Source organism: Pseudoruegeria sp. SHC-113, assembly GCF_025376885.1.
In the GTDB taxonomy this organism is placed as follows: domain Bacteria; phylum Pseudomonadota; class Alphaproteobacteria; order Rhodobacterales; family Rhodobacteraceae; genus Pseudoruegeria.
On the sequence record NZ_JAHUBR010000001.1, the window covers coordinates 2,887,819 to 2,911,101 of the forward strand.

Genomic DNA, 23,283 nt, shown 5'->3' on the forward strand with positions numbered 1-23,283 from the left:
ACAGTTGCGCGGCAAACCCTTAGGGTCCGGGGACGTATTTTGACCGTGCTCAGGGATGAGGTCCAGCCCATGTTTTCCGTTTCTCGCTTTGTCCGCAAACCGCTGAGGCTTCTGGCGCTTCCGCTGCTCAGCCTTACGCTTGCCGCCTGCCAGCCGGTCAGCACCGGGGGCAATTCCGGCCCCTCGATCAATACCAACAAACCCGTGCAGGTCGCGCTGCTGGTGCCCAAGGGCTCCGGCCAGTCCGGCGACGCTCTGGTAGCACAAAGCCTTGAAAACGCGGCCCGCCTCGCGATGGCCGATCTGGACGGCGTGACGATCGACCTGCGCGTCTACGACACCGCCGGTTCCGCCACACAGGCCTCTGCCGTGGCCACGCAGGCTGTGAACGAGGGTGCGAAGATCATCCTCGGCCCGCTCTACGCCCAATCGGCCAATGCCGCCGGGCTCGCCACCGCCTCGCGCAACGTCAATGTCATCGCCTTCTCCAACAACACCGAGATCGCCGGCGGCAATGTCTTCGTGCTGGGCAACACCTTTGAGAACACCGCCAACCGGATGGTCAGCTACGCCACCCGTCAGGGCAAACGCAACATGGTGATCGTCACCGCCGACAATCCGGCCGGCGCGCAGGGTGCCAATGCGATCCAGAGCGCGGCCAGCCGCTACGGGGCTTCCGTGGCCGGCGTGGTGCGCCACCAGTTCTCCCAGCAGGGCGTCATCGACGCGGTGCCTGCCGTGAAGTCCGCCATCCAGAGCAATGGCGCGGATTCGGTCTTCTTCACCTCCGACACCGCAGGTGCGCTGCCGCTCTTCACCCAGTTGCTGCCTGAATCTGGGATCGACCCGACCCTGACCAAATTCATGGGCCTCACCCGCTGGGACATCCCGGCCTCCACGCTGGAGTTGCCGGGCGTTCAGGGCGGCTGGTTTGCCCTGCCCGATCCGGGCCTGCGCAGCAATTTCACCTCGCGCTACAGCGCCACCTATGGCGGCTCGCCGCACCCGCTCGCCGGCCTCGCCTATGACGGCATCGCCGCCATCGGTGCCTCGGTGAAGGCCGGGCGATCTGATGCGCTGGCGAAATCGGGCCTCACGCAGGCCTCGGGCTTCGTAGGCGTTAACGGCATCTTCCGTTTCCTGCCTGATGGCACTAATGAACGCGGGATGGCGATCGGTGAGATCCGCAACAACCAGGTAACTGTCATTGACCCTGCCCCGAGAAGTTTCAGCGGCGCCGGCTTCTGAGCGGCCCCGCTTCACGGTCCCGGCCCCGGCGGAGCTGATCTGCCCGGCGGCCGAGATCTTCGATCCCGAAACCGTGCGCGCGGCCCTCGTGGCCGCGTTTGGCGATGATGCCGATTGCCGCGACATCCGAGCCACGACGGTGACCTGCCTTGCCAAGGCCCAGAAAGACGGGCGCGCGCGCATCGCAGAAGCCTTCGCAGCCGATCCGCTGAAGGCCCGCGCCACCACCTCGGCCTATACCTACCTCACCGATTGCCTCGTTACGATGGCCTTCGAGGTCGCCACGCAATGGCTGCACCGGGTGCAGACGCCCACCACGGGCGAGCGCATCTCGGTGCTGGCGGTGGGCGGCTATGGCCGGGCCGAGATGGCGCCGTTCTCCGATGTCGATCTGTTGTTCCTGACGCCTTACAAGATCACCGCCTGGGCGGAGAGCGTGATCGAATCCATGCTCTACATCCTCTGGGATCTGCGCCTGAAGGTGGGCCACGCCAGCCGCACGGTGAAGGATTGCCTGCGGCTCGGGCGCGAGGATTACACCATCCGCACCGCCCTTCTGGAAAACCGCTTCCTGATCGGCGACCGCAAGCTGGCCAATGAGCTCAATACTGTGCTCACGAGCCAGCTTTTCGCCAATTCGGCCTCGGAGTTCATCGAGGCCAAGCTCGCCGAGCGCGGCGAGCGCCACCGCAAGCAGGGCCTGCGCTACGTGGTGGAGCCCAACATCAAGGAGGGCAAGGGCGGCCTGCGCGATCTGCAGTCGCTGTTCTGGATCGCCAAGTATATCCACGGCGTGCAGGACACAGCCGAGCTGGTGAAACTGGGCGTGTTCACCCGCGATGAATACCGCAATTTCGAACGCGCCGAGCGCTTCCTCTGGGCCACGCGCTGCCATCTGCACCTGATCGCGGGCCGCGCCACCGAACAGCTCACCTTCGACATGCAGGTCGAGGTGGCCGACGCCATGGGCTACACCGATCACGGCGGCCGCCGGGCGGTGGAGCATTTCATGCAGGCCTATTTCCGCCACGCCACCCGCGTGGGCGAGCTGACCCGGATCTTCCTCACCAAGCTCGAAGCCAGCCACGTCAAGAAGGCCCCCTCGCTCGTCGGGCTGTTCCGCCGCCGCAAGCGGGTGAAGCCGGGCTACAAGCTGGTGCAGAACCGGCTGACCTACGCGAGCGAGAGGGAATTCCTCTCCGACAAGCTGAACCTGCTGCGCATCTTCGAGGAAGCCCTGCGCACGGGTTACCTGATCCACCCGGACGCGATGCGCACGATCACGGCGAACCTCGATCTGATCGACGACGAGATGCGCGCCGACAAGGAGGCCGTGCGGCTCTTCCTCGGGCTGATGCTCAAGCACGGCAACCCGGAGCGCGCGCTGCGCCGGATGAACGAGCTGGGCGTGCTGGCGGCCTTCATCCCCGAGTTCGAGCCCATCGTCGCGATGATGCAGTTCAACATGTATCATTCCTACACGGTGGACGAGCACACGATCCAATGCATCAAGACACTGGCGCGCATCGAACATGGCGAGCTGGTGGAAGAGCTGCCCGTGGCCTCGGGCATCCTGAAGGAAGGCGTGAACCGCAAGGTGCTCTATGTGGCCCTGCTGCTGCATGACATCGGCAAGGGGCGGCCCGAGGATCACTCCATCCTCGGCGCGCAGATCGCACGGAAGGTGGCCCCGCGCCTTGGGCTGAAGAAAAGCGAATGCGAAACCGTCGAATGGCTTGTGCGCAATCACCTGCTGATGTCGGACACCGCCCAGAAGCGCGACATCTCCGATCCGGCCACGGTGCGCGGCTTCGCCAAGCAGGTGGCCACGCAGGAGCGGCTGGATCTGCTCACCGTGCTCACCGTCTGCGACATCCGCGGCGTTGGCCCGAGTGTCTGGAACAACTGGAAGGCCACCCTGCTGCGCAACCTCCACGCCGAAACCGACCATGCGCTGGAGAACGGGCTGGCGGATCTGAACCGCGGCAAGCGCGAGGCCGAGGCCAAGCGTGCCCTGCGCGAGGCGCTGGCCGACTGGGATCCCAAGGATCTGCGCGAAGAGGTCAAGCGCCACTACGGCCCCTACTGGCAGGGGCTCGACACCGAAGCTCACGTCAAGATGGCGCATCTGCTCAAGGGCATCCGCACCGACGAGATCCGCATCGACGTCTGGCCTGATGAAACCCATGACGCCACCCGCGTCTGCTTCTCCATGGCCGATCACCCCGGCATCTTCTCCCGCCTCGCCGGGGCGCTGGCGCTTGTGGGGGCCAACGTCGTGGACGCGCGCACCTACACCACGGCGGATGGGTTCATCACCACGGTGTTCTGGGTTCAGGACGCCGAGCACCACCCCTACGAAATCAGCCGCCTGCCCCGTCTGCGCCAGATGATCGAGCGCACGCTCAAGGGCGAAGTGATCGCGGGCAAGGCGCTGGCGAGCCGCGACAAGGTCAAGAAACGCGAACGCGAGTTCCGCGTGCCCACCAACATCACCTTCGACAACGAGGGCAGCGAGATCTACACGATCATCGAGGTCGACACCCGTGACCGCGCAGGCCTGCTCTTCGACCTCACCCGGACGCTGGCCAACGCCAATATGAACATCGCCACCGCCCAGATCGCCACCTACGGCGTGCAGGCGGTGGATGTGTTCTACGTGAAGGACATGTTCGGGCTGAAGCTTTACGCCGAGAGCAAGCAGAAGGCGCTGGAGGCCAAGCTGCGCGACGCCATCGAAAAGGGCGTTGAGCGGGCGGGCGCCGCATGAAGCAAATCCGCCTGATGGCCGGGTTCCTGACGGTGGGCGTCTGGACGCTGCTGTCACGGCTCATGGGCTTCGTGCGCGACATCATGATCGCGAGCTACCTTGGCGCGGGGCCAGTGGCGGAGGCTTTCTTGATCGCCTTTTCCCTGCCCAACATGTTCCGCCGCTTCTTCGCCGAAGGGGCGTTCAACATGGCCTTCGTGCCGATGTTCTCCAAGAAGCTCGAAGGCGGCGAAGATGCCGCCGGTTTCGCGCGGGAGGCTTTTACCGGGCTGGCCACGGTGGTGCTTGTCTTCACCCTGATCGCGCAAGCCGCGATGCCGTGGCTCGTGCTGGCGATGGCTTCGGGCTTTCTGGCCGACGAGCGCTTTGATCTGGCGGTGCATTACGGGCGCATCGCCTTTCCTTATATCCTCTTCATCTCGCTGGCGGCGCTGCTCTCGGGCGTGCTGAACGCCGCCGGGCGTTTCGTGGCCGCGGCGGCAGCGCCGGTGTTGCTGAACGTCCTCTTCATCGGCGCGATGGTTCTGGCGGCCCAGTTTGGCTGGCCGATCGGGGAGGCGATCGTCTGGACAGTGCCTCTGGCAGGCATCGCCCAGCTGGCGCTTGTCTGGTGGGCCGCCGGGCGCGCGGGCTTTCCGATCCGCCTGCAGCGGCCCCGGCTGACGCCGGACATGAAGCGCCTCGCTGTGATCGCCGCACCGGCGGCCCTTGCAGGCGGCGTGGTGCAGGTGAACCTCCTCGTGGGGCGGCAGGTGGCGAGCTTCTTTGACGGGGCCATTGCCTGGCTCAACTACGCGGATCGGCTCTATCAACTGCCGCTCGGCGTGGTGGGCATCGCCATTGGCGTGGTGCTGCTGCCCGACCTCTCCCGCCGTCTTAGGGCGGGCGATGCGGCGGGCGGGCAAGCGGCGCTGAGCCGCGCGGGCGAGGTCTCGCTCGCGCTCACCGTGCCCTGCGCGGTGGCCTTGGTGGTGATCCCGCAACAGCTGATCGGCGTTCTCTTTGAACGCGGGGCCTTTGGCCCTGCCGACACGGCAGCCACGGCGGCGGCGCTGGCGATCTACGGGCTGGGCCTTCCGGCCTTCGTGCTGCAGAAGGTGCTCCAGCCGCTCTATTTCGCGCGAGAAGACACCAAAACCCCGTTCCGCTTCGCGCTTGTGACGATGGTGATCAACCTCGTCGTGGCCATCGGCGCGGCCTTCTGGATCGGTTATCTGGCGGCGGCGGTGGCGACCTCGCTTTCCGGATGGGTCATGGTGCTTCTGCTCTGGCGCAAATCGCGCGAGATGGGACCAGAGGCGCAGTTCGACGCCCGCTTCCGCAACCGCTGGTGGCGGATCGTGCTGACCTCGCTGATCATGGGCGGCTGGCTCGTGGCCTGCGCCTACGCGCTTGCGCCGATGTTTGCCGCAGGCGCACTGCGCTATCTGGCGCTGGCCATCGTGATCGTCTCGGGGATCATCGTCTATTTCTCCGTCGGCCATGTGCTGAACGCGGTGCGCCTGAGCGAATTCAAAGCGGCGGTGAAACGGGGCTAAACAGAGGGCCAGCGGCCCGGAACAAGGCCGCAGGCCGCCGGGCCAGCGGCGGACCGTCCCGGCGGTCTGCCGCTTTGGCGGGATCAGCGCGACGGTTGAGGTTTTTCGGTCTTGGCTGGCATAAAGCGCGCAGGCCTGAAGGAGGAGCGGCAGCCCACGGTCCGCCGCTGGCCCTCCCTACCTCCGGCGCACCACCGCCAGCACGCGTTTCCAGCCGCCCGGCACCAGCAGGAAGCTCACGCCGAAGCCCGTGGCAAAGCCGGCCAGATCCGCCACCCATTCCCGGCTGCCGCCAAAGAGGATGCCCCACAGAAGCTGGATCCCCAGCAGGAAGGCAATCAGTGAAAACGCGCGGTATTTGTTCGCGCCCCGTGCCGCCAGATCGACCCACATCAGGAAGGTGAAGGAGCCGATCAGCCCGTAGACCGCCGGATAGCCGCCAACCAGCGGCACCGGATCGTTCAGCAAGAGCCCATAGGCCAGCGCGCCCATTGCGGCGGAGCCGAAGAAGATCAGCAGCACCGCCCACCACGAAAAGATCTCCCCGGCCATCTTGCCCAGCGCCAGCAGGAAGACGAGCACGAAAAGCGTGTGGGTGAAGGTCACATGCACCAGCGGGTAGGACACAAACCGCACCAGCATGTCGGGGCGGTAAATGCCATTGGCCAGCATCCAGTCAAACAGATCGCCCGAGAAGGCAAAGCGCTGCACCGCATCCAGCCGCCAGCCCGCGCCGCCGGAAATAATCCCCCGCTCCCCGAGCGTGAAAGCCACCTCCAACCCGAAGATCAGCAGGGCCAGCCCCACCACCACCGGCGGCAAGGGATTGATCGGGGATTCCTCGTAGGGGCTGCTCATGCTCTCGCTCCATCCGGTTGACGGCTTGTGCCCCCATCGGTAAGCGAGCCGTGTATAGAAATCCAGACGGAGTACGCATCATGACGGAGGTGGTCCACACACCGCGCGTCTTTTCGGGGATCCAGCCCTCGGGCAACCTGACCCTCGGAAACTACCTTGGCGCCATCAAGCGCTTTGTTGAAATGCAGGACAGCGGCATCGAGACGCTCTACTGCATGGTCGATCTTCACGCGATCACCGTCTGGCAAAACCCTGAGGATCTGCGCCGCGCGACGCGCGAAGTCGCCGCCGGTTTCATCGCCTCGGGCCTTGATCCGGCGAAATCCATCCTCTTCAACCAGAGCCAGGTGCCCGAGCACGCCCAGTTGGGCTGGATCTTCAACTGTGTCGCCCGCATGGGCTGGCTTAACCGGATGACCCAGTTCAAGGACAAGGCCGGCAAGAACCGTGAGAACGCTTCGGTGGGCCTTTTCGCCTACCCGAACCTCATGGCCGCCGACATCCTGATCTACCACGCGACGCACGTACCCGTGGGCGAGGATCAGAAGCAGCACCTCGAACTGACGCGTGACATCGCGACGAAGTTCAACAACGACTTCGGCGTTGATTTCTTCCCGATCACCGAGCCGGTGATCGAGGGCGCGGCGACGCGGGTGATGAGCTTGCGCGATGGCGCGAAGAAGATGAGCAAATCGGACCCGTCCGACATGAGCCGGATCAACATGACCGATGACGCCGACGCCATCGCCAAGAAGATCCGCAAGGCGAAAACCGACCCGGACGCCCTACCGAGCGAGGCCGGGGGCCTTGCCGAGCGCCCGGAGGCGAAGAACCTCGTCAACATCTACGCCGCGCTGTCGGAGCAGAGCGTGGATGCCGTGCTCGCGGATGTCGGCGGCAAGGCGTTCTCGGAGTTCAAGCCGATGCTCGCCGATCTGGCCGTGGCCAAGCTTTCGCCGATCGCCGCTGAAATGGCGCGTCTGATGGAAGACACCGCCGAGATCGACCGGATCCTCGGCGACGGTGCCAAACGCGCCCAAGCCATCGCCGCGCCGATCCTCGATCAGACCTACGACATCGTCGGCATGGTCCGCTCGCGCTAAGGGCGCTTGAGTAAATGCGGGCGCGGAGGGATCTCCCTTCGCGCCCGTTTTCGCGCCTACTCCACGCTCAGGCGGCAGAGGATGGTGTTGTCCTGCTCCAGATCCGGCCCCCAGATCAGCTGCGCCGAGGCGTCCCAGGAGATGCGGTCATAGCCGTCCTTGGGGCTTACGTCCGCTTCTGCATAGAGGCTGGCCGCCTGCCAGCCAGAGGCATCGAAACCGGGCTGATCCCAGCCCTCCGGTTCCTCAGAGGCCGTGAAACCGCAGGCCCCTTCCCCGGCGACGGGGCTGTCGACCTTCTCGCAGGACTTGTCCACCGGGGCATGGTGGATCACGAGGCACTGCCAGCTTGCGTCGCTCACCGCCGCGATCGCTCCGGCTGCGTCGAAGATCTGCAGGATCACGCCCCCATCGCCCATCTGCTGACGCCCGGTGCCGATGTATTCGAGCCCGGTGTCGTTTTCCTTGAAATCCTTGGCCACGAGCCCCAGCACGAAGGGGCGTTCGGCCTCGAAGGTGAAGCTTTCGGCATTAAACGAGCGTTCCGTCGTGATCGATACGCTGTCTTCCGCCACCTGCTGCCCATCGACGCGCAACTCGAACCAGTTGTCGGCCCAGACATCGGCTGAAAACGGCTCCGCCGAAAGCGCGGCGGGCAGAAGGGCAAGGGCGGCGGCCATTTGGATCTTCATGGAAATCTCCTGTTCTGTATGTCGGTTGAACGCGCGAGTGGCGGGGTTCCGTCGCGGGATCGGGAAAGTAAGCCTAAAGCGCCTTGCCATAGCGCGCCGCCTGCACGTTGCGGCTGACAAAGCCCATCCCCTCGTAGGCCCGGCGCGCCTGCCAGTTGGCGGGGTCCGCGCTCACCGTCAGGCTTGTGCAGCCCAAGGCCCGCCCCAAAGCCTCGGCATGGGCCACGAGCGCCTTGCCCACACCGGCCCCGCGATGGGCGGGCGCGACGTAGAGGTGATGCAGGTCAAGCCCGCGTCGGCTGAAATGCAAGAGCCCGGCGTCGCGCAGCGCAGCGTAGCCGACGCATGCGCCGCCGATCTCGGCCACAAGCCCGCGCACCCAGGCCTGCGGCCCGAAGAGCGCGCTTTGAAGGCCATCCGCTTCCACCTCGACCACATCGCCATGATGGGCCGCCAGCGCGGTGATCATCGCCAGCAGCGCGGGCACGTCGCCGGGCTGCGCGGCGCGCACCTGTATTCGCGTTTTGTCTGGTAAGTCTGTCATCGTCCTTGGCTCCTGAAGCCGCCGGACGGATCGACATGAAAAAACCGCCCAGCGGCGGTTTCTTATCTCGCAACACCTGCTGCCGACCGCCCCTTATGGAAAGCGGGTAAAAAAGTAGGCGGCAGAGAGGGTGCGTTGATCGGTCATGTCCTAGGCCTAGCGGGCCTGCGCCAACCGATCAAGCCTTAAGCGCCGGACCGGCTCAGATCAGGCGCACCTGTGTGCCGACCTTGGCCAGATCGAACAGCTCCTGAATCTGGGAGTTGTACAGCCCGATACAGCCCGAGGACGACTTCCGCCCGATCTTGCGCGTGTCATGCGTGCCGTGGATGCGGTAGTATGTCCAGCTCAGGTACAGCGCGTGGCTGCCGAGCGGGTTGTCCGGGCCGGGGCCGACAACTTCGGGCAGTGTCGGGTTGCGCTCCAGCATCGAGGGCGTGGGCCGCCACGTGGGGCCGACAACCTTCTGCACCACTTCGGTGTAGCCAAGCCGCGTCAGATCTTCCGTGAGCGGCACGGAGGACGGGTAGAGCTTGTAGATCGTGCCTTCCTCGTTCCAGAAATGCACCACGCGGGAGGTGGTATCGCAGAGGATCACGCCGTTCTTGCGGCTGTCGAAGTGATCCTGCCACTGGGCGGCGCGGAAGCTCGAGGTGTTGCGCTGAACCTTCGGCTGGTAGACCTGCCCCGGCACCGGGCCATCGGCGTCGGCGTTCCAGTCCTGCGCACGCAGGAGCGTCGGGGCGCAGAGCATGGCACTGGCAGACAGGCCAAGGCGCAGCGCGGCGCGGCGGGACAGACGGGAATCACTCATGGCAGCCTCGTAATCTTGCAACAAGCGGACCATCTACCAGAGCAGGCCCGTGCATCCAATAAAGAGATTGTGAGCCTGCGGCCTGCCGCCGATCAGCGGCACCGGATACCGCCCCATGCGCGGAAATGCACAGAACCTGTCACGCCTTGCGGAATTCAAACGCTGGCGCACAGGCGTTACCTTGAAGCTAACCCCATAAAGCCAAAGGTGCCCCAATGCCTGATACGCTCTTTTCGCCTTCGCCTGATGCCAAAGTTCACCCGCAAACGCGCGTGGGCCACATCCACCTGCGCGTCGCCGATCTTGACCGCGCCATCGCCTTTTATTCGGGCGTGCTCGGCTTCGAGGTTACCCAACGCTATGGTGCGCGGGCGGCCTTTCTTTCGGCGGGCGGCTATCACCACCATATCGGCCTGAACACATGGGAAAGCCGCGGTGCCACGCCGCCACCGCCGGGCCACACCGGGCTGTATCACGTGGCCTTCCTCTTCCCCGATCGCGCCAGCCTCGGCGCGGCGCTGGCACGGGTGCAGGCGGCAGGCCTAAGCTTTGACGGCGCGTCTGACCACGGCGTGAGCGAGGCCGTTTACCTGCGGGATCCCGACGGCAACGGCGTGGAGCTTTACCGCGACCGCCCCGAAGGCGAGTGGCCGCGCAAGCCCGATGGCACGCTGGCGATGGTCAACGCCCCGCTCGACGTGGCCGCGCTGATCGCGGAAGGCACGGCAGGCTGAGGCGGCGCATCCGTCACACGCCTGTCATATCGGCCTGCCATGGCTTGCGGGCCTGAGAGGCGCTGCGCCACGGCCTTCCCCCCGGCCCTGCCTGTCCCTCGCCCCAGAGGCACCCCTGTCCTGCCCCCGGCCCCCACGGCCGGGGGTTTTTCCTATCCGGCTGGCCCGGCAGGCAGCCACCCTCCCTTTACCCTCCCGCCTTCGCGCCCTAGGGTCACGGCGATCAGAGAAGGAGGCCCCAATGGCGACCGGCACCAATGTGCACACCTATTTCGAAGGCCGCTGGCACAAGGGCGACGTGCCGATCATGCGCGCAGCCGATCACGGCATGTGGCTGGGCACCTCTGTCTTTGACGGCGCGCGCTATTTCGAGGGCGTCGCGCCGGACTTGCTGGCCCATTGCCACCGCGTCAACGCCTCGGCCCGGGCCCTGATGATCACGCCCACGGTTTCAGCCGAGGATATGGTGGCGCTGGTCTGGGAAGGGCTCGCCGCCTACCCCAAAACAGCCGCCGTCTATATCCGCCCCATGTATTGGGCGCTTGAAGGCGGCCACCTTGGCGTTTTGCCCAAGGAAGGCGCCACGGGCTTTGCCATCGCGCTGGAAGAGATCCCAATGGCCCCGCCCGAAACCGCCACCACGCTCTGCCGCACCCGCTTCCGCCGCCCGGTGCTGGAGGATGCCGTGGTGAACGCGAAGGCCGGCTGCCTCTACCCCAACAACGCCCGCATGCTTGCCGAGGCGCGCGACAAGGGCTTCGGCAACGCGCTGGTGGCCGACGCCCTTGGCAATGTGGCCGAGACCGCCACCGCCAACGTCTTCATGGTGCGCGACGGCGAAATCTTCACCCCGGTGCCCAACGGCACCTTCCTTGCCGGGATCACCCGCGCGCGCCACATCGAAAACCTCCGCGCCGATGGGCTCAAGGTGCATGAATCGGTGCTGACGTTCGAGGATTTCCGCACCGCGGATGAGGTCTTCCTCACCGGGAACATGACGAAAGTCACCCCCGTGAAGGGCTTCGAGGACACCTCCTACCAGATCGGCCCCGTCACCCGCCGGGCGCGTTCGCTCTATTGGGACTGGGCGCATTCGGCGCAGGCCTAGCTTTCGCGCAGGTATCATAAGCTGTTGTCAGCCCTTGCGCTTTGCGCAACACTCCGCCCGCAAGACAGGAGGCCCTGATGCGGAAATTTCTCGTGGTTCTGGACGACAGCCGCGAATGCCTGAATGCAATGCGCTTCGCGGCCATGCGCGCGGCGCATACCGGCGGCGGCGTGGCCATCATCTCGGTGATTCCGCCCGATGAGTTCCAGCACTGGATCGGCGTGGGCGACATCATGCGGCAGGAAGCGCGCGAGCGCATCGAGGTCCATTTCGAGGTTTTCGCCAAATGGATGCGGGATCGTCAGGGCATCGACCCGGAGCTGATCATCCGCGAAGGCGAAGCCGTGCCGGAAATCCTGAAGCTGATCCGCGAGGATGAGGAGATCGGCGTTCTGGTTTTGGGCGCAGGCACCGGCAAACAGGGCCCCGGCCCTCTGGTGACGCAGCTCACCCGCTCCTCCGGCACGCTGCCGATCCCGATCACCATCGTGCCCGGCGATCTGTCGAAAGAACGGCTGGAAAGCATCACCTGACGCGCCTGCGCGCCGCCGATTTAGAACCGTTCCAAATCTTGACAGAGCCCCTGCGAGGGCGCATATCAGAAGCCCAGACGAAAGGCGCTTTCGATGTTCATTCAAACCGAGTCCACTCCGAACCCCGCAACGCTGAAATTCCTGCCCGGCCAGACCGTGCTGGAAGCCGGCACAGCCGATTTCCCCACCGCGGACGCCGCAGGCAGCTCCCCGCTGGCGCAGCGCATCTTTGCCGTGCCCGGCGTGACGGGCGTGTTCTTCGGCAATGATTTCGTGACCGTGACCAAGGGCGACGCCACCGAATGGGATCACGTGAAACCGGCGATCCTCGGCGCGATCATGGAGCACTACCAATCCGGCGCGGCCGTGATGGAAGGCGAAAGCGCTGCCGCTGGCCACGCTGCCCATGATGGCCCCGACAGCGAGATCGTGGATCAGATCAAGGAACTGCTCGACACCCGCGTGCGCCCCGCCGTGGCGCAGGACGGCGGCGATATCACCTTCCACGGCTTTGATCGCGGCATCGTCTACCTGCACATGCAGGGCGCTTGCGCCGGTTGCCCCTCCTCCACGCTGACGCTGAAGATGGGCATCGAGAACCTGCTGCGCCATTACATCCCGGAAGTGCTCGAAGTGCGCCCCGTGGCCGCCTGAGCCGGGACAAGGATTTCCATTTCAAAGGGCGCTGCACTTGCGGCGCCCTTTGCTTTCGTGCCAAGCGATCCCCATGACAGCCACGCTCCTCGCCCTTGACACCTCTGGCCCCCATTGCGCCGCCGCCGTTCTGATCGCGGGCGAACTGCGCGCCTCTCGTTTTGAGGAGATGGCGAAAGGGCAGGCCGAACGGCTGTTTCCGCTGCTTGAGGAGGTGCTGGCCGACGCCGGAGTGGGCTTTGCCGATTTGAGCGCCATTTCCGTGGGCACCGGCCCCGGCAATTTCACCGGCATCCGCATCGCGGTGTCCTCCGCGCGCGGGCTTGCGCTGTCGCTTGGTTGCCCGGCCATCGGGGTGAGCAGCCTTGAGGCCGCCGCCTATGGTGCTGATGGCCCCACCGTTGCGGCGCTCGATGCCAAGCGGGGCAACCTCTATCTGCAGGGCTTCAGCACAAAAGCCCCCCAGCCCGCGCAACTCACCACGTTCGATGCCTTGCCCGAGGGGCTCGCGCAGCCCGGCCTCACCTGCATCGGCTCCGCCGCCGAGGCGCTCGCGGCGCAGATCGGCGCGGCCCTCGCTGCGCCTGCCTATACGCAGGCCGAGGCCATCGCCCGCATCGCCGCCGCACGCCTCGCCTCAGATCCAGAGGCCTGCGCCCGCAGCCGCCCAGCGCCGCTCTACCTGCGCGCCGCCGATGCCGCCCCGGCCAAGGATGCGCCCCCGGCCCTGCTGGACCCCTGAGCATGGAGCCCGCCGCCCTCGCCGCTCTTCACGCAAGCGCTTTTGCTGACACCCGCCCCTGGACAGAGGCGGAGTTCGCAAGCCTGATGGCCGATCCCACCTGCTTCCTGAGCACCATCCCCGGTGGCTTCGCACTGGGGCGTTGCGTTGCCGGAGAAGCCGAGCTGCTGACCATCGCCGTGGATCCTGCCCAGCGCCGCAAGGGGCTCGGAACGCAGCTTATGGCCGCCTATGAAAGCGCTGCCCGCGCCAAGGGGGCCGAACGCGCCTTTCTGGAAGTCGACGCCGAAAACACCCCGGCGCTGGGGCTTTATCTGTCAAACGGATATGACGAATCTGGCCGCCGGAAAGCCTATTACCGCCATGCCGACGGCCACCGCAGCGACGCGCTGGTGCTGGCCAAATCGCTCAGCTAGGCCCAAATCCTGTTCACCCCTGACGGCAAGCAAGCGAAAACCCCTTGCGACGCAGGGAATATGACCAATCGGTAAAATTTCCGGTTGACCAAAGCCGCGGCGACGCCCCTTATTTCCCGATGATCTTCTTGAGATCGGATAAACAGGCGGGGTATCGTTCTTCCATAAACGACACCCCCATAACAACAACCGGGAGATTCCTAATGACCCTGATGCGGACATTCCTTGGCGCAGCAGCCTCGCTGGCCCTGACCGCTGGCGCAGCGCTGGCCGATCCGGCCATCATCTTCGACCTTGGCGGCAAGTTCGACAAATCCTTCAACGAAGCCGCCTTCAACGGTGCCACCAAATGGGCCGAGGAAACCGGCGGTGCGTTCCGCGAGATCGAGCTTCAGTCCGAAGCCCAGCGCGAGCAGGCCCTGCGCCGCTTCGCCGAGAACGGCAACAACCCGATCGTCATGGCCGGCTTCGCCTTCGCCTCCGCTCTGGAAGCCGTGGCACCGGATTTCCCTGACACCAAATTCGTCATCATCGACATGGTGGTGGATCAGCCCAATGTGCGCTCCGTTGTGTTCAACGAGCATGAAGGCTCCTACCTCGTGGGCGTGATGGCCGCGAAAGCCTCCGAATCCGGCACCGTCGGCTTCATCGGCGGCATGGACATTCCGCTGATCTCCAAATTCGCCTGCGGCTACGTGCAGGGCGTAAAGGCCACCAACGCCGACGCCACCGTGATCCAGAACATGACGGGCACCACGCCTGCAGCCTGGAACGACCCGGTGAAGGGCGGCGAGCTGACCAAAGCCCAGATCAGCCAGGGCGCTGACGTGGTTTATGCTGCCGCTGGCGGCACCGGCATCGGCGTTCTGCAGACCGCAGCCGATGAAGGCATCCTGTCGATCGGCGTGGACTCCAACCAGAACCACCTGCACCCGGGCAAGGTCCTGACCTCCATGCTCAAGCGCGTGGACGTGGCCGTTTACAACGCCTTCACCGATGGCGTTGATCTGGAAACCGGCTTCTCCGTGCTCGGCCTCGCCAACGATGGCGTCGGCTACGCGCTGGACGACAACAACATGCCGCTCGTCGATGACGAGATGAAGGCTGCCGTGGAAGCCGCGAAGGCTGGCATCATCGCAGGCGACATCAAGGTTCACGACTACATGTCCGATGAATCCTGCCCGGTGATGTAAGCCACAGATGGCAGAGCAAGCAAACATGGGGCGGCAGGAAACTGCCGCCCCCGCCATTGAGCTTCGCGGCATCTCCAAGGCCTTCGGACCGGTGCAGGCGAATAAGGACATCTCCATCAAGGTCGCGAAAGGGACGATCCACGGGATCATCGGCGAGAACGGCGCGGGGAAATCCACCCTGATGTCGATCCTCTACGGCTTCTACAAGGCCGATTCCGGCGAGATCCTGATCAATGGCCAACCCACCCTGATCCCCGACAGCCAGGCCGCGATCAGCGCCGGCATCGGCATGGTGTTCCAGCATTTCAAGCTGGTCGAGAATTTCACAGTGCTTGAGAACGTGGTTCTGGGCGCGGAAGAAGGCGGCTTGCTGAAGCCTTCGCTCGCCAAAGCCCGCAAACTGCTCAAGCAACTCTCCGAAGAATACGAATTGCGCGTGGATCCGGACGCGCTGATCGAGAATCTCTCGGTCGGCCACCAGCAGCGCGTAGAAATCCTGAAAGCCCTCTACCGGCAGGCCGATATCCTGATCTTGGACGAGCCCACCGGCGTGCTGACGCCGGACGAGGCCGATCACCTGTTCCGCATCCTGAAAGGGCTGAAGGACGAAGGCAAAACCATCATCCTGATCACCCACAAGCTGCGCGAGATCATGGAGGTGACCGATACCGTCTCCGTGATGCGGCGCGGTGAGATGACCTCCACGGTAAAAACCAGCGAGACCAGCCCCGAGGATCTGGCCGAACGCATGGTCGGCCGCAAGGTGCTGCTGCGGGTTGATAAGAAACCGGCCACGCCGGGCGAAAACGTACTGGAAATCAAAGGCCTGCGCGTGATCGACGACAAGGGCGTGGAGCGCGTGAAGGGCATCGACCTCACCGTGCGCGCCGGGGAGATTGTCGGCATCGCGGGGGTGGCCGGCAACGGGCAATCCGAGCTTCTGGAAGTGCTCGGCGGCTATGCCAAGGCCACCGGCTTGGTGAAGCTGAACAGTGTGGAGCTGGATCTGACCGGCAAGCATTCCGACGGCAAATCCCGCCGCGACAAGGGCATCGCCCATGTGCCGGAAGATCGCCACTCCGAAGGGCTGATCCTCGATTTCCAGGCCTGGGAAAACGTTGCCTTCGGCTATCAGGACGATCCCCGCTACAACCGCAATGCCATCCTGATGAACAACGCCGCGATCCTGAAGGACACGCAGGAAAAGATGGAGCGGTTCGACGTGCGCCCGCCCAATCCACGGCTGGCGGCGAAAAGCTTCTCGGGCGGCAACCAGCAGAAGATCGTTCTGGCGCGCGAAATCGAGCGCAACCCGGACCTGCTGCTCGTGGGCCAGCCCACGCGCGGGGTGGACATCGGCGCCATCGAGTTCATCCACCAGCAGATCGTCGCCCTGCGCGATCAGGGCAAGGCGATCCTGCTTGTCTCGGTGGAACTGGAAGAGATCCTCGGCCTCGCCGACCGCATCGCGGTGATGTTTGACGGGCATATCATGGGCGAACGCCTGCCCGCTCAGACCAATGAAAAAGAACTCGGCCTCCTGATGGCCGGCGTAAACGAGGGAGCCGCCTGATGAAGAAGATGCCGAAATGGGCGGACGTCCTCCTCATCCCCGTGATCAACCTGACGCTCGCCTTCCTGATTTCGGGCCTCGTGATCTGGGCCATCGGAAAGGACCCGTGGGTCGCCATCAAGACGATGGTGCAGGGCTCCTTCGGCGACAGCCGGGGGCTGGGCTATACGCTTTACTACACCACCAACTTCATCTTCACCGGCCTTGCGGTGGCCGTGGCTTCGCACGCGCGGCTGTTTAACATCGGCGGTGAGGGGCAGGCCACGATTGGCGGGCTTGGCGTGGCGCTCGTGTGCCTCGCACTGCCCTGGCCGCATTGGACGTTGGCCCTGCCCGCCGCCGTGATCGGCGGCGCGCTCTTTGGCGCGGCCTGGGCGGCGATCCCGGCCTATCTGCAGGCCAAGCGCGGCAGCCATATCGTGATCACCACGATCATGTTCAACTTCATCGCCGCCGCCCTGATGGGCTACCTGCTGGTAAACGTGCTCAAGGAGCCGGGCAACATGGCCGCCGAAACGCGCTCCTTCCCGCCCGGCGCGCATCTGCCCACCTTCCACGAGATGCTGGCCCCCTTCGGCATCGCCTTCAACAAGAACGCGCCTGCCAACATCAGCTTCCTCGTGGCGATCCTCTGCCTGATCGGCTTCTACATCCTGATCTGGAAGACCCGCCTCGGCTACGCGATCCGCGCCTTCGGTCAAAGCGAAACCGCCGCCGTCTATGCCGGGATCTCCCCGGTGAAGATCACCGTCATCGCGATGCTGATCTCGGGCGGCCTGGCCGGGCTCATGGCGATCAACAACGTGATGGGCGAGGCCGAACGGCTGATCCTGAACTCGGTGGAAGGCGCGGGCTTCATCGGCATCGCCGTGGCGCTCATGGGCCGCAACCACCCGGTGGGCGTGTTCCTCGCAGCCCTTCTCTTCGGCTTCCTCTATCAGGGCGGCGCGGAACTGGCCCTGTGGGAGAGCATCCCGCGCGAGCTGATCGTGGTCATTCAGGGCCTCGTGATCCTGCTCACCGGCGCGCTCGACAACATGGTGCGCGCGCCGATTGAAAAGCTGTTCCTGACCTTCGGCAAGGGAGAGGCCTGATGGATTTCCTGACGATCATCCAGATTTTGGATTCCACCGTCCGCCTCGCCACCCCGCTGCTGCTGGCCTGCCTTGCCGGCCTGTTTTCGGAGCGCGCCGGCGTGTTCGATATCGGCCTTGAGGGCAAGATGCTGGCGGCGGCCTTCCTGTCAGCCGCCGTGGCGGCTGCCACGGGCAGCGCATGGCTCGGGCTCTGTGCGGGAATCTTTGCCTCCGTGCTGATGGCCCTGCTGCACGGGCTGGCCTCGATCACCTTCCGGGGCGATCAGCTGATTTCCGGCGTGGCGATCAACTTCCTCGCCGCGGGCCTCACCGTGGTGATCGGGCAAAGCTGGTTTGCCCTTGGCGGGCGCACGCCCTCGCTCATGGGGGCGGGACGGTTTGAGCCGATCACCCTGCCCTTTGCCGAGGCACTGGCCGAGGTGCCCCTGATTGGCCCGATCTATTCGGAGCTGATCTCGGGCCACTCGATCCTTGTCTACGTCGCCATGGCCACGGTGCCGCTCACATGGTGGGTGCTGTTCCGCACCCGTTTCGGCCTGCGCCTGCGCGCGGTTGGCGAAAACCCCGGCGCGGTCGATACGGCTGGCATCTCGGTGGTGCGGCTGCGTTACACGGCGGTGATCATCTGCGGCGTGCTCTGCGGCATCGCGGGCAGCTACCTTGCCACCGGCCTTGCGGCGGGCTTCGTGAAGGACATGACGGCTGGCCGGGGCTTCATCGCGCTGGCCGCACTGATCTTCGCGAAATGGCGCCCCTGGCACGCGCTTGGGGCCTGCCTGCTGTTCGGCCTGCTGGAAGCCATCGGCAACCGCTACCAGAACATCGACATCCTCGGCGTGACCCTGCCGGTGCAGTTCATGCAGGCCCTGCCCTACATCCTCACCGTGGTCATTCTTGCAGGCTTCGTCGGCAAGGCGATCCCGCCGCGTGCTGGCGGCGCGGCCTACGTCAAAGAGCGGTGACAGAATCGATCCGATTTGTCGCAGGCGTGGCTATATGCTGCACCTGCGGCATCGGTTAAAGGGAAGGCCTGTTAGCGGGAACAGCCAATGCAAATATATCTCCCCATCGCCGAAGTATCGGTCAACGCCTTCCTTCTTCTGGGGCTCGGCGGCATGGTGGGGATCTTGTCTGGCATGTTCGGTGTCGGCGGCGGCTTCCTGATGACACCGCTGCTGTTCTTCATCGGCATCCCGCCCGCCGTGGCCGTGGCCACCGAAGCCAACCAGATCGTTGCTTCCTCCTTCTCCGGCGTGCTCGCGCATCTGCGGCGCAAGACGGTGGATCTGCGCATGGGGCTCGTGCTGCTTGTCGGCGGCCTCATAGGCGCGGCACTGGGCGTGCAGATCTTCAACGCGCTCAAGGCGGTCGGACAGGTCGATCTGCTGGTAACGCTCTGCTACGTCGTGTTCCTCGGCATCATCGGCACGCTGATGTTCATCGAGAGCCTGAACGCGATCCGCAAATCCAAACGCCCCGGCGCGGTGCCCAAGCGGCGCAAGCACAACTGGATTCACAACCTGCCCTTCAAGATGAAGTTCCGCACTTCGGGGCTCTATATCTCCGTCATCCCGCCGGTTCTGGTGGGGGTGAGCGTGGGCATTTTGGCCGCGATCATGGGCGTGGGCGGCGGCTTCATTATGGTGCCCGCGATGATCTACCTGCTGGGCATGCCCACCAAGGTCGTCGTTGGCACCTCGCTGTTCCAGATCATCTTCGTGACGGGGTTCACCACCCTGCTGCACGCCACCACGAACCAGACGGTGGACATGATGCTCGCCGTGCTGCTGCTGATCGGCGGCGTTGTTGGCGCGCAGATCGGCACGCGGATCGGGGTGAAGCTGAAGGCCGAGCAACTCCGCATTCTGCTGGCGATCCTCGTGCTTGTCGTCTGTGGCAAGCTGGCGCTGGATCTGCTTCTGGAACCGGGCGAGCTTTATTCGCTCGGCGCGGCGGGAGGCCACTGAGATGACCCTTCGCACCCGCCTGCGCCCCCTCTTCCTTGCCCTCGGGCTGGCCGCCGCGCCGCTTGCCGCTTTCGGTGAGGAGGTCGTTGCGGGGCTGTCCCAAAACCAAGTGGCAATCACGGCGAATTTCGACGGCTCCGACATCCTGATCTTCGGCGCGGTGAAGCGTGAGGCCCCCCTGCCCGCAGGCGAGCCGCTGCAGGTGATCGTTGCCGTCTCCGGCCCGCAGGTCCCCGTCACCGTGCGCCGCAAGACGCGCCAGCTCGGGATCTGGGTCAACACTGACAGCGTTGAAGTCGACTCCGCCCCCAGCTTTTATGCCGTGGCCACCTCCGGCCCGATTGCCGAGATCCTGACCAACACGCAGGATCTGCGCTACCGAGTCACCACCCCGCGCGCGATCCGCTCGGTGGGGGCTCCTGATACGATCAGCGATTCCGAGAATTTCACCGAGGCGCTGATCCGCATCCGCAGCGAAGCCGGGTTGTATCAGCTGCTGGAAGGCACTGTGGACGTCACAGACCAGACGCTGTTTTCCACCTCCATCTCGCTGCCCGCGAACCTGACGGAGGGCGAATACACCGCCCGGATCTTCCTGACCCGCGACGGCGAGGTGGTGGACGAATTCGACACCGCGCTGGACGTGCGCAAAGTGGGGCTGGAGCGCATCCTCTACACGCTCGCGCACGAGCAGAGCCTGCTCTACGGGCTGCTCTCGCTCGCGATCGCCATTGCTGCGGGCTGGGGCGCCTCTGCGGTGTTCTCGCTGCTGCGCAAATAGCGCCTAGGTGCGCGGCACCACCGCGCTTTCACCGCGTGAAATCCGGCCGACTTCTTCCATGAACTCAGCGCGCTTGCCCGCAAACCAGCGCGTGTAGGCACGCTCGGAGAAGGATTTGACCCGGAACAGCGTATTTTCCGACAGCCCGTCCACAAGAACAAGCCGCCGCGCTCCCGCCTGATCCACGCCGACAACCACGTTGCGCGGGGTCAGATCAAACGCCACGACGCGGGCGGCTTCAAGCGCGTCCAGCAAGGCGGCGCATTGCGCCACGAGATCCTCGCCCAATCCTACCGCCTCGATATAGCGGTGCAGCGACGGCGCGACACCGCCTTCCGGCCCGCTGATCTTCTCCACCACCATGCCGATGCCGAGGTTCGTCTCCACGAAGCCCCACATCGCAGGCAGCACGTCTGGCAGCGTGCCGCAGCGGGCCAGTGCCGCGAGGTATTCCTCGTATTCCTTGTAGGCGGTCCGCACCTCGCCGAAACGGCGCTTGATCGGGCGCAGGCGATGGGACAGTCCGGGCGGCTTGCGGCGCGGCTTCATCACCTTGATCAGGGCGTTCTCCACTTCGGGGTGCTGGTACACCCAGCGCCCGGAGCCCTGCGCCAGCAGGCCGGTTTCTTCCAATGTGACAGAGCGGTTCAACTGCACGGCTCAGGCCTCGCTTTCCAGTGTCAGCTGCGTCGGCGCGACCTCCAGATCGGCCACACTGAGCGGGCCGGAAGGCAGCGCGAGCCGGTTGCGCACCACCCAGTGCAACCGTTTCTCCGCGCGCGTGATCGCCACATAGGCGAGGCGCTTCCACAGCGGCTGCCCGGCCTCGGTGCGCCCCATGCGGGCAGCGGCATAAAGATCGGGTGCGAAGACCTGCACCGTCTCCCACTGGGAGCCTTGCGCCTTGTGGATCGTCACCGCCGCACCGTGCAGGAAGGCTGCGCCCATGCGCGCCGCGTAGGGGATGAAGGGCTCCTCCTCGTCGGGGAATTCGATCTTCACGATCGAGGCCGCGCCGACGCGCGGATCCTCCGCCCCCAGTACATGCAACCGCGAAAAGCCCGGTTTGCGCCCGGGGCCGAGATAGACAACCTGCGCCCCCTTGATCAGCCCGCGCGCCTCCAGATCGATCCGCTTCTTGCGGTGCTTCATCGGCAGCTCGATCCCGTCGCAGATCAGCGGCTCGCCGGGCAGCAGATCGTCCGGCGGGGCCCCGTAGGCGTTGCGGAAGGCCTGGATCAGCCGCACCCGCGTGGCGTTACGCCAGACCAAGACCGGCGAGCGCGCCATCAGATCGCTCTCCACCCGCTGCGCCATGACAACGCGATCATCCCGCCGCGCGGTCTCCTCGATCATACGTTCAAAGGCCTCGAAACCGATCTCCGGATCGGCCAGCGCATGGGCCAGATCGAGGATGGGGTTGTCCTGCGTCTGCCTGTGGACGCGGTGCAGGATCAGCTGGCGCTCCTCGGGCAGCTGTTCAAACACCATCTCGCCCGATTGCCCCACGGGGGCAAGCTGCGCCGGATCGCCGAAAATCACCAGCGTCGGGAAAATCTCTTTCAGATCGTTGAACTGGCGCTCATCCAGCATCGAGGCTTCGTCGATGAAACCGATGTCCAGCGGATCTTCGCGCCGTTTCCACCCGGTGATGAAATCCGAGCCCCGCAGCCCCGCGGCGGCCAGAGCGCCGGGGATGGATTTGTTGTTCTCGTAGAAGGCCTTGGCGCGTTCGAGCGCCACCTCCGTCAGGCCTTCGATCTCGGGCTTGTCGCCGTTGCCGGCCAGCCAGTCGGCGATGCGCTCGTATTCGGGGTCGTAAACGGGCGTATAGAGGATGCGGTGGATCGTGGTGGCGGGCACGCCCCGGTTGCGCAGCACGCTCGCCGCCTTGTTCGTGGGCGCGAGAATCGCCAGCGTGCGGCGCTCCTTGCGGCGGCGGCCTTCGTAGTCGCCCGAGACGACCTCCACCCCGGCCTCTTCCAGCGCCTTGTAGAGGCGTGCAAGCAGCAGTGTCTTGCCCGAACCGGCCTTGCCGATCACCGCCAGAACGCTTGTGCCGCTGGAGGCGGGCGGCTTCAGAAGGCTGTCGTCCAGATCGATTCCAGCGCCGCGCAGCTCCTCGGCGACACGGTCAAAGGCCTCGGCCTGATCTTCGGAAAAAGTGATGGCGGGCATGGTCATGGCGCGACCCTACAGCGGTGTGCAGGCCAGCACCAGCACCCCCGATCACGCCCCGCTCAGGCGGGCTCGCGCAGGGGGCTGCGCACAAGGCGGCTGTCGTTGAACCAGGCTTTGGAAAGGCCCGCATCAATGCCCGCGCGCACCGCCAGCGCCATGCGGATGTCCTCGGAGAAACGCCACAGGCCAAGGCTGACGCGATCTCTCCCCTGCCCCCGGCTGCTCAGGATCGTCGGGCCCCACCCGAGGCGGCGGTAGATGCGGATCATCCGCTCGTCAAAAACGGCCGCCGCGTGGCTCAGGTGGAAGGCGCGCCCCACTTCCGCCGCGCCCAGCATGAGCTGCGCGGACACCTCGCTCCCCGCTTCGGGCGCAAGGCAGAAGCGCGTGCATTCCCAGATATTGCCATCGCTCAGACGCTCGCCCTCCAGCAGATCGTGGAAATGATCATTGAGCATCGTGCGCCCGCGCGTGGGCAGAAACCGCAGCGAACCAAGGTGCCGCTCGCCCGCGCCGGTGCAGATCACGTAAAGCGGGTTCAGCTCGTCATAGGCGTCGCGCTCCTGCCCCGCCCGATCCACGGCAACGGGCCAGCCGAGGCGCGTGGAGAACTGCCGGGCCCGATCGGTGAACATGCCCCGCGCAAGGGCCGGGACGGCCGCGAGCTCGCGGGCATAGAGATAGTGCAGCATGATGTGCCCCCTTTGACGGTAGAGGACACAAGAGCTAGCAACGGG

At 65.2% G+C, this 23,283-nt stretch carries 23 protein-coding genes; 16 read left to right on the top strand and 7 right to left on the bottom strand.

Features of this window, described 5'->3' with window-relative positions:
- The first annotated feature begins 69 nt into the window (after positions 1-69).
- Genes KVX96_RS14145 through murJ form a run of 3 tightly spaced genes read left to right on the top strand, consistent with a single transcriptional unit; the run spans position 70 to position 5,556 of the window.
- Positions 70-1,248: a penicillin-binding protein activator gene (locus tag KVX96_RS14145; RefSeq protein WP_261195183.1), complete on the top strand. Its 1,179-nt coding sequence runs from the start codon at positions 70-72 to the stop codon at positions 1,246-1,248.
- Complete coding sequence (locus KVX96_RS14150) at positions 1,208-4,018, top strand: [protein-PII] uridylyltransferase (RefSeq protein WP_261195185.1); 2,811 nt, start codon at positions 1,208-1,210, stop codon at positions 4,016-4,018. The genes KVX96_RS14145 and KVX96_RS14150 overlap by 41 nt, the downstream gene beginning before the upstream one ends.
- Positions 4,015-5,556 (top strand): murein biosynthesis integral membrane protein MurJ, encoded by a 1,542-nt coding sequence (gene murJ / locus KVX96_RS14155; RefSeq protein ID WP_261195187.1) that lies wholly within the window; start codon positions 4,015-4,017, stop codon positions 5,554-5,556. The genes KVX96_RS14150 and murJ overlap by 4 nt, the downstream gene beginning before the upstream one ends.
- Positions 5,557-5,733: 177 nt before the next feature.
- Here the strand turns inward: murJ and KVX96_RS14160 are convergent, their stop codons facing one another.
- Positions 5,734-6,414, bottom strand: coding sequence for a rhomboid family intramembrane serine protease (locus tag KVX96_RS14160; RefSeq protein ID WP_261195188.1), 681 nt, complete (start codon positions 6,412-6,414; stop codon positions 5,734-5,736).
- An 80-nt stretch (positions 6,415-6,494) separates the two neighbouring features.
- Here KVX96_RS14160 and trpS point away from each other — a divergent pair, with 80 nt between their 5' ends.
- A complete protein-coding gene (trpS, locus tag KVX96_RS14165; protein WP_261195190.1) occupies positions 6,495-7,517 on the top strand; it encodes a tryptophan--tRNA ligase in 1,023 nt (340 codons plus the stop codon).
- 56 nt (positions 7,518-7,573) lie between these two features.
- On the opposite strand, the gene KVX96_RS14170 is transcribed toward trpS, so the two are convergent.
- The 3 genes from KVX96_RS14170 to KVX96_RS14180 all read right to left on the bottom strand — a co-directional run bounded on the left by KVX96_RS14170 (position 7,574) and on the right by KVX96_RS14180 (position 9,567).
- Complete coding sequence (locus KVX96_RS14170) at positions 7,574-8,209, bottom strand: PEBP family protein (RefSeq protein ID WP_261195191.1); 636 nt, start codon at positions 8,207-8,209, stop codon at positions 7,574-7,576.
- A 73-nt stretch (positions 8,210-8,282) separates the two neighbouring features.
- Positions 8,283-8,753 carry a GNAT family N-acetyltransferase gene (locus KVX96_RS14175; RefSeq protein WP_261195192.1) on the bottom strand — a complete coding sequence of 157 codons (471 nt, stop codon included), beginning with the start codon at positions 8,751-8,753 and terminating at the stop codon, positions 8,283-8,285.
- A 202-nt stretch (positions 8,754-8,955) separates the two neighbouring features.
- Positions 8,956-9,567: a L,D-transpeptidase gene (locus KVX96_RS14180; RefSeq protein WP_261195193.1), complete on the bottom strand. Its 612-nt coding sequence runs from the start codon at positions 9,565-9,567 to the stop codon at positions 8,956-8,958.
- Between the two features lie 215 nt (positions 9,568-9,782).
- Between KVX96_RS14180 and KVX96_RS14185 the strand changes: the two genes are divergently transcribed.
- The 12 genes from KVX96_RS14185 to KVX96_RS14240 all read left to right on the top strand — a co-directional run bounded on the left by KVX96_RS14185 (position 9,783) and on the right by KVX96_RS14240 (position 20,365).
- On the top strand, positions 9,783-10,301 hold the full coding sequence (locus tag KVX96_RS14185) for a VOC family protein (RefSeq protein ID WP_261195194.1): 519 nt from the start codon (positions 9,783-9,785) through the stop codon (positions 10,299-10,301).
- Between the two features lie 241 nt (positions 10,302-10,542).
- Positions 10,543-11,409, top strand: coding sequence for a branched-chain amino acid aminotransferase (locus KVX96_RS14190; protein WP_261195195.1), 867 nt, complete (start codon positions 10,543-10,545; stop codon positions 11,407-11,409).
- Positions 11,410-11,486: 77 nt separating this feature from the next.
- Positions 11,487-11,942 carry a universal stress protein gene (locus KVX96_RS14195; RefSeq protein ID WP_261195196.1) on the top strand — a complete coding sequence of 152 codons (456 nt, stop codon included), beginning with the start codon at positions 11,487-11,489 and terminating at the stop codon, positions 11,940-11,942.
- A gap of 93 nt (positions 11,943-12,035) precedes the next feature.
- Complete coding sequence (locus KVX96_RS14200; RefSeq protein ID WP_261195197.1) at positions 12,036-12,596, top strand: NifU family protein; 561 nt, start codon at positions 12,036-12,038, stop codon at positions 12,594-12,596.
- 73 nt (positions 12,597-12,669) lie between these two features.
- Entirely contained in the window at positions 12,670-13,338 is a 669-nt protein-coding gene (gene tsaB / locus KVX96_RS14205) for a tRNA (adenosine(37)-N6)-threonylcarbamoyltransferase complex dimerization subunit type 1 TsaB (protein WP_261195198.1), read from the top strand.
- Between the two features lie 2 nt (positions 13,339-13,340).
- Positions 13,341-13,754: a GNAT family N-acetyltransferase gene (locus KVX96_RS14210; RefSeq protein WP_261195199.1), complete on the top strand. Its 414-nt coding sequence runs from the start codon at positions 13,341-13,343 to the stop codon at positions 13,752-13,754.
- Between the two features lie 203 nt (positions 13,755-13,957).
- The gene (locus tag KVX96_RS14215) at positions 13,958-14,947 is read left to right on the top strand and encodes a BMP family protein (RefSeq protein ID WP_261195200.1); all 990 of its coding nucleotides are present in this window, start codon (positions 13,958-13,960) and stop codon (positions 14,945-14,947) included.
- A gap of 7 nt (positions 14,948-14,954) precedes the next feature.
- Positions 14,955-16,520 carry an ABC transporter ATP-binding protein gene (locus KVX96_RS14220; protein WP_261195201.1) on the top strand — a complete coding sequence of 522 codons (1,566 nt, stop codon included), beginning with the start codon at positions 14,955-14,957 and terminating at the stop codon, positions 16,518-16,520.
- Positions 16,520-17,614, top strand: a complete 1,095-nt coding sequence (locus tag KVX96_RS14225; protein WP_261195202.1) for an ABC transporter permease — start codon at positions 16,520-16,522, stop codon at positions 17,612-17,614. The genes KVX96_RS14220 and KVX96_RS14225 overlap by 1 nt, the downstream gene beginning before the upstream one ends.
- Positions 17,614-18,579 (top strand): ABC transporter permease, encoded by a 966-nt coding sequence (locus tag KVX96_RS14230; RefSeq protein WP_261195203.1) that lies wholly within the window; start codon positions 17,614-17,616, stop codon positions 18,577-18,579. The genes KVX96_RS14225 and KVX96_RS14230 overlap by 1 nt, the downstream gene beginning before the upstream one ends.
- Positions 18,580-18,666: 87 nt before the next feature.
- Positions 18,667-19,584, top strand: coding sequence for a sulfite exporter TauE/SafE family protein (locus tag KVX96_RS14235; protein ID WP_261195204.1), 918 nt, complete (start codon positions 18,667-18,669; stop codon positions 19,582-19,584).
- 1 nt (position 19,585) lies between these two features.
- Positions 19,586-20,365 carry a TIGR02186 family protein gene (locus tag KVX96_RS14240; protein ID WP_261195205.1) on the top strand — a complete coding sequence of 260 codons (780 nt, stop codon included), beginning with the start codon at positions 19,586-19,588 and terminating at the stop codon, positions 20,363-20,365.
- Positions 20,366-20,368: 3 nt separating this feature from the next.
- Here KVX96_RS14240 and KVX96_RS14245 read toward each other — a convergent pair whose 3' ends face one another.
- Genes KVX96_RS14245 through KVX96_RS14255 form a run of 3 tightly spaced genes read right to left on the bottom strand, consistent with a single transcriptional unit; the run spans position 20,369 to position 23,238 of the window.
- Positions 20,369-21,016 carry a PhoP regulatory network YrbL family protein gene (locus KVX96_RS14245; protein ID WP_261195206.1) on the bottom strand — a complete coding sequence of 216 codons (648 nt, stop codon included), beginning with the start codon at positions 21,014-21,016 and terminating at the stop codon, positions 20,369-20,371.
- 9 nt (positions 21,017-21,025) lie between these two features.
- Positions 21,026-22,549, bottom strand: coding sequence for an ATP-dependent RecD-like DNA helicase (locus KVX96_RS14250; RefSeq protein WP_261195207.1), 1,524 nt, complete (start codon positions 22,547-22,549; stop codon positions 21,026-21,028).
- A gap of 56 nt (positions 22,550-22,605) precedes the next feature.
- Positions 22,606-23,238 (bottom strand): acyl-homoserine-lactone synthase, encoded by a 633-nt coding sequence (locus KVX96_RS14255; protein ID WP_261195208.1) that lies wholly within the window; start codon positions 23,236-23,238, stop codon positions 22,606-22,608.
- Between the last annotated feature and the right edge of the window lie 45 nt (positions 23,239-23,283).